This is a genomic window from Methylophaga sp. UBA4204 (assembly GCF_002379485.1).
Taxonomy (GTDB): Bacteria; Pseudomonadota; Gammaproteobacteria; order Nitrosococcales; family Methylophagaceae; genus Methylophaga.
On record NZ_DFTU01000108.1, the window covers coordinates 31,750 to 34,535 of the forward strand.

3 protein-coding genes are annotated in these 2,786 nt (G+C 45.6%); all 3 read right to left on the reverse strand.

All coding sequences use genetic code 11. The annotated features are described in order from the left end of the window. Window positions 1-444: 444 nt before the first annotated feature. The gene (locus B3182_RS15770) at window positions 445-1,662 is read right to left on the reverse strand and encodes a tryptophan--tRNA ligase (protein ID WP_292354584.1); all 1,218 of its coding nucleotides are present in this window, start codon (window positions 1,660-1,662) and stop codon (window positions 445-447) included. Window positions 1,663-1,697: 35 nt separating this feature from the next. Further along, window positions 1,698-2,378, reverse strand: a complete 681-nt coding sequence (locus B3182_RS15775; RefSeq protein WP_292354582.1) for a site-2 protease family protein — start codon at window positions 2,376-2,378, stop codon at window positions 1,698-1,700. Beyond that, window positions 2,371-2,786 (reverse strand): aminoacyl--tRNA ligase-related protein (locus B3182_RS15780; protein WP_349677944.1); only part of this gene is annotated, 416 nt, incomplete at its 5' end. The genes B3182_RS15780 and B3182_RS15775, both read right to left, overlap by 8 nt.

Genomic DNA, 2,786 nt, shown 5'->3' on the forward strand with positions numbered 1-2,786 from the left:
CATAGCCGGCACGTGCCAGTACTTTTTGTATTCTTTCAGCCATAATAGTTTTTCCTTGGGCCAGTTTATTATTCATCGCCAACACTGCTGGAAACGAGATTTGTTTATAACAAGGCGGAAATGATGAAATGTACTCATTCTACATAGGTCATTTCTAACGCAGATGTAGACAAATCTCGTCCCAGCCCTATGGGTTGTGACTGAAAATGTGCCACTTCCGTCCACGAATGGACGATATACCGCGCGTCTAGGGAGGTGCGCACCGGTCTAATATGTTAATCGTTTATTGTGGGCCACTACCAAAACGCCGAGAGCGTTTTTGAGCGCAAGCACCACTAGGGGTGAGATACCTGGAATTATCTCACAACCTCTCTTCTCTCACCTTGTTTGGCTGGTTTTCAGTCATAACAGAGGTAGCTATTAAAGATAACTTGGCCCTGTAGACTATTTATAAGCCAGCCCCATTGCTGCACGAACTTCGCTCAATGTTTCCTGAGCCACTTCTCTTGCTGCAGCACTGCCATCATCAATAATACGTCGTACATCTTCTGGATGTCTGCTGAAATCATCTGCCCGTTCACGGATAGGTTTGAGTTCGGCAATCACCGAATCGATCAATGGACCTTTACAATCAAGGCAACCGATTCCAGCCGAGCGGCACCCTTCCTGAACCCATTTTTTCTGACCTTCATCTGAATAGACTTCATGTAATTGCCAAACCGGACATTTATCGGGTTCACCCGGATCGGTGCGCCGTACTCGGTTTGGATCAGTTGGCATGCGCTTAATTTTTTCGGCGACAGATTGATCCGATTCACGCAATGAAATGGTATTGCCATAGGATTTGGACATTTTCTGTCCATCCAGTCCTGGCATTTTAGGAGCTGGTGTCAGCAGTGCTTTTGGTTCGGGCAGGATAACTTTACCGCCACCTTCCAGAAAACCAAATAAACGCTCCATATCACCAAGCGCCAGACTTTGCTGATTTTTTAAGAGTTCACGAGCAGTCTGCAACGCTTCTGCATCACCCTGCTCCTGATAGGCTTTACGCAAATGATTATATAACTTGGCGTTTTTCTTACCCATTTTCTTTACAGCTGCTTCGGCTTTTTCTTCAAAATCCGCTTCACGTCCGTAAATATGATTAAAGCGACGGGCAATTTCACGCGTTAACTCAACATGCACCACTTGATCTTCACCAACCGGTACCTGACCTGCTCGATAAATCAAAATATCAGCACTTTGCAGCAGCGGATAACCTAAAAAGCCATAGGTCGATAAATCTTTTTCTTTAAGCTTTTCTTGTTGATCTTTATACGTTGGTACACGTTCCAGCCAGGATAGAGGCGTGATCATCGATAATAACAAATGCAGCTCAGCATGCTCCGGCACCCGTGATTGCAGGAATAATGAAGCGGATGATGGCTCAATTCCGGCAGCCAGCCAATCAACGACCATTTCCCAGACACTTTCTTCAATCACTCGACTATCTTCATAGTGAGTCGTCAACGCATGCCAATCAGCAACGAAAAAGAAGCAATCAAATTCGTGTTGTAATTTAATCCAATTTTTCAGCACACCATGATAATGCCCCAAGTGCAATTGCCCTGTCGGGCGCATGCCTGAAACAATACGACGTGACTGATACGCTACCGTGTCCAAAATAATCTCCTGATGAGCTTGCTCAATTCAGTGTTTTATAAAATAAAGAATACTTGCATTGGCATATCAAAAATAAATGCCAGCAATCCCATATAAGCCTGCATCAAAGGCCATAAAATCATCATAACGATGCCAAAATAGAGTAATGCCAGCAAGATAAAAAAGCCGTAAGGTTCAACTTTTTCTACTCGCCAAGCTAACTTAGGCGGCAAAATGCTGACTAATACTCTGCCGCCATCCAATGGAGGCAAAGGTAACAGGTTTAGCAACATCAACATGCCATTCACTAATACACCTGCCACACCCATGTAAATCATCGGTCCGGAAATCAGTACGTCATTCATGGCCAACACCAAGCCTAGCTTGGCGACCATAGCCCATAAAAACCCCATTACCAGATTAGCTCCGGGTCCAGCCAAAGCCACCCAGGCCATATCTTTTTTTGGATTGCGCAGATTCTGAAAAGTCACCGGTACCGGTTTGGCCCAGCCAAACATGAATCCGGTAAACATAAGCAATAACCCCGGAACCAGAATAGTACCCAGCGGATCAATATGCTTGATTGGATTGAGTGTCAGACGCCCCATCATCTGGGCCGTTTTATCACCCAGTTTTAACGCAGCCCAACCATGTGCGACTTCATGTACGGTAATCGCAAATAAAACCGGTAATGTCCAGATAATGATCTTCTGGATCAGACTAAACTCGTCACCCATGAATTTTATCTACACCGCCCATATAGGCACGAAGTGGCTCGGGGATAATAACGCTACCATCGGCCTGTTGATGATTTTCCAAAATGGCCAATAAGGTCCGGCCGACAGCCAGCCCTGATCCATTAAGCGTATGAACCAGTTCAGGTTTTCCCGTTTCAGGGTTCCGCCAGCGCGCCTGCATGCGGCGTGCCTGAAAATCACCAAAGTTACTGCAGGATGAGATTTCACGATAGGTATTCTGGCTGGGTAACCAGACTTCCAAATCATAGGTTTTAGTAGATGCAAAGCCCATATCACCGGTACAAAGCAGCATCTTGCGGTAGGGTAAATCCAGCATTTGCAGGATTTTTTCAGCTTGTCCGGTCAGTTGCTCATGCGCTTCAGCTGATGCTTCTGGCGCAACAATTT